The sequence below is a fragment of the Mycobacterium sp. genome, from assembly GCF_049673265.1.
Lineage (GTDB): Bacteria > Actinomycetota > Actinomycetes > Mycobacteriales > Mycobacteriaceae > Mycobacterium.
Genome location: NZ_JBATXN010000445.1, coordinates 1 through 2,935 on the forward strand (window position 1 = coordinate 1; position 2,935 = coordinate 2,935).

The window sequence follows — 2,935 nt, forward strand, 5'->3', positions numbered from 1 at the left end:
GGTACCAATCTCTTTGACGACGGTGGGTATTGGGTCATTAGCCGACACCAGGACATCAAGGAGATCTCCCGGGACAACGAGCTGTGGTCGACCAACGAGAAGGGCGTCGTGATGCGGTTCCCCAACGACATGACGGCCGACCAGCTAGAACTTACGAAGGCGTTGTTGATCAATCACGATCCGCCCGAGCACACCCGGCTGCGCAAGTTGGTTTCCCGGCTCTTCACGCCGCGATCGGTAGCCTCGCTTGAGGACAAGCTCGCGTCGGCCGCGCATGACATTGTTCAGGCCGCAGCCGAAAAGAACACCGGCAACTTTGTCGACGACATCGCAATGAAGTTGCCGCTGCTGGCGATCGCCGACCTCCTCGGGGTTCCCGAGGCCGATCGCGAGCAGCTGTTCGCGTGGACCAACGCCGTCATGAACAACGACGACCCAGAGTTCGACAGCGATCCCATCGTCGCCAATGCCGAGCTGATGGGTTACGCCTACACCATGGCCGAAGACCGTCGTCGTTGTCCAGCCAACGACATCGTCACCAAGCTGGTCCAGGCGGACATCGACGGCGAATCGCTGGGTGAAACCGAATTCGCCTTTTTCGTCATCCTGCTGGCGGTAGCGGGGAACGAAACCACCCGTAATGCCATGACGCACGGCATTAATGCCTTCTCCGAGTATCCCGATCAGTGGGAGCTGTACAAACGTGAGCGGCCGGAGACAGCGGTCGACGAGATCGTCCGCTGGGCGACGCCCGTGCACTGTTTCCAGCGGACCGCCCGCAAGGACGTAGAGGTTGGCGGTGCGACGATACGAAAAGGCCAGCGGGCCGGCCTGTTCTATAGCTCGGCCAACTTCGACGAAGACGCCTTCGACCGACCCTTCGAATTCAATATTTTGCGCGATCCCAATCCGCACCTTGCCTTCGGCGGAAACGGTGCGCATTACTGCATTGGCGCCAACCTGGCGCGCATGGAGATCAAGCTGATATTCAACGAAATCGCCGACCAGCTGCCGAAGATCTCCGCAGTGGCGCAGCCCCGCCGGCTGCGGTCGGGATGGCTCAATGGCATCAAGGACCTGCAAGTCGCCTACCACGGATAGCCACCTAGGATTTCGGCGTGCGCACCCACGGGTGGGCGGGTGCAACTCCGGCCACCGACGACGAGGCCGTCGCCCGTATCTTGGCGGCGGCGAGCGACGCCATCGATAATCGCGGCGCCGACTTCAGCATCGCCGATGTGGCGCGCGCGCTGGGTGTCACACGTCAGACCGTCTACCGGTATTTCCCCAGCACCGACGCCCTGCTGCAGGCAGCGGCCACCCGTGCGGCGGCCGGCTTCCTCGACCGGTTGGCGGCGCACCTTTCGGGGATCACCGATCCGGTGGATGCAATCGCCGAAGGAATCGCCACTGCACTGGAGTGGTTGCCCACCGACAAGCACATCGGTCTACTACTTGCTCGCGATCGCTCCAACAGTTTCACCGCGGAGGTCACCTCGGAGGTGGCCCTGCAATTCGCAAACGCAATGCTGCGACGATTCGATGTCGACTGGGCCGCAGCGGGTTTGACCGACAATGATTTGGCCGAGCTAGGTGAGCACTTGCTGCGGATCATCCAGTCGTTCGTCATCGATCCCGGACGCCCGCCCCGTCGTGGTAAGGCCCTCCGCGATTACTTGCGTCGCTGGGTCGGCGCGGCGGTGTATCCGGCTGCGCGCAGCTGAGCTAGTCCGAAGTCTTACCCGAGTGCATCTTCACCGCGGCGTCCACGTTCGCCTTCTTGTCCTCGCCGGCGCCCTTCTTGCGCTTTGCCACGACGGCGTCGACCGCGCCGTTGAGCGCCGAACCCAGCGGAAAGCCGAGATAGTGGGTGAGAAAGACTGCCATTTCCTTGAGTTCAGTCTCGGTGAGTTCGCCGTTGAGCAGTGCGGCGTTGATTTGAATCTCGGCGAGGTCGCGATTCCCGATCGCGGTCACCGCCGTCAACGTCATGATCCGCTTGTCGCGCATCGACAATCCCGGCCGCGTCCAAATACTGCCGAACAAGTGATCGACAGTCAGATCGAAATACGGGTCACCCTCGATGTTGGGCATCTCCCAGCCGTAGACCTCGTTCATCTTCTCGAGGCCTTTGCGGCGCAGTTCGTCCATTACGTCTCTTCCTTCGTGTGCGGTATCCCAAGACCGGCGGCCAACCGCTCATAGGCGAGCCGGGCGAGCGGTAGATCAACCGATACCGTCTCGCCCAATGCCAGCGCCAGGCTCAAATCTTTCTCCCCCAACCCGCGGGCGTGCAGGAAAGGCTGGTACAGAAAGCTGTCTGGCTCAATATCTTTCATGTCGTCGCGAACCATGATGGCTCCCGCGCCGCTGGTGAGCGCATCGGTGTGGCGCACCACCCGGCCGAGCGCCTGCAGATCCAGCCCGGCCGCCTCAGCCAGTTTCATAGCTTCGCATGCCGCGGCGTAGGAGGTAAACGTCAACATGTTGCGGGCCAACTTCATTCGAGTGCCCGCGCCCGGCGGCCCCGCGTGGATGACCATCGCGGCCCATTGCTTGAACGCCGGCTTGATCTTTTCGTAAACCTCGCGCTCGGCGCCCACCATGGTGGCGAGCTCGCCCTTCTCGGCGGCAGCCCCGCCACCACTGACCGGCGCGTCGACAATGTGAATATCTTGCGGTTTGAGCTGCTCGGCCAATTCGACGGCGGTCGTGTCACTGATCGTCGAGTGGATCGCGATGACGGTACCGGGCTTCGCGTTAGCGGCCAACTCGCCGACGACCCCCCGCACTTGCGCGTCGTCGAGAACCGTGACGCTGATGATGTCAGCGGCCGCAACGTCGGCCAAGCTGTCCGCCAGCGTCGCGCCCGCTTCGGCCAGCGGGGTCATCGCCTCGGTCCTGATGTCGTAAACAGTTACTCCGCCGGGCCAGT

Annotated in this window: 4 protein-coding genes; 2 read left to right on the forward strand and 2 right to left on the reverse strand. The window is 62.5% G+C overall.

Translation table 11 applies throughout. The features are described from left to right. Both WBF82_RS15560 and WBF82_RS15565 read left to right on the forward strand, forming a co-directional pair. Positions 1-1,101: cytochrome P450 (locus WBF82_RS15560; RefSeq protein WP_424383885.1), on the forward strand; the 1,101-nt coding region annotated here is incomplete at its 5' end. A gap of 17 nt (positions 1,102-1,118) precedes the next feature. Then, complete coding sequence (locus WBF82_RS15565) at positions 1,119-1,724, forward strand: TetR/AcrR family transcriptional regulator (RefSeq protein ID WP_424383886.1); 606 nt, start codon at positions 1,119-1,121, stop codon at positions 1,722-1,724. A gap of 1 nt (position 1,725) precedes the next feature. Here WBF82_RS15565 and WBF82_RS15570 read toward each other — a convergent pair whose 3' ends face one another. Then, positions 1,726-2,151, reverse strand: a complete 426-nt coding sequence (locus WBF82_RS15570) for a carboxymuconolactone decarboxylase family protein (RefSeq protein WP_424383887.1) — start codon at positions 2,149-2,151, stop codon at positions 1,726-1,728. Further along, the coding region (locus WBF82_RS15575) for an NAD(P)-dependent oxidoreductase (protein ID WP_424383888.1) at positions 2,151-2,935 on the reverse strand (785 nt) is incomplete at its 5' end. The genes WBF82_RS15570 and WBF82_RS15575, both read right to left, overlap by 1 nt.

Bases quoted from the DNA above. Each gene is read 5' to 3' on its own strand.
- WBF82_RS15570 (WP_424383887.1), bottom strand. From the start codon at position 2,151: ATGGACGAACTGCGCCGCAAAGGCCTCGAGAAGATGAACGAGGTCTAC.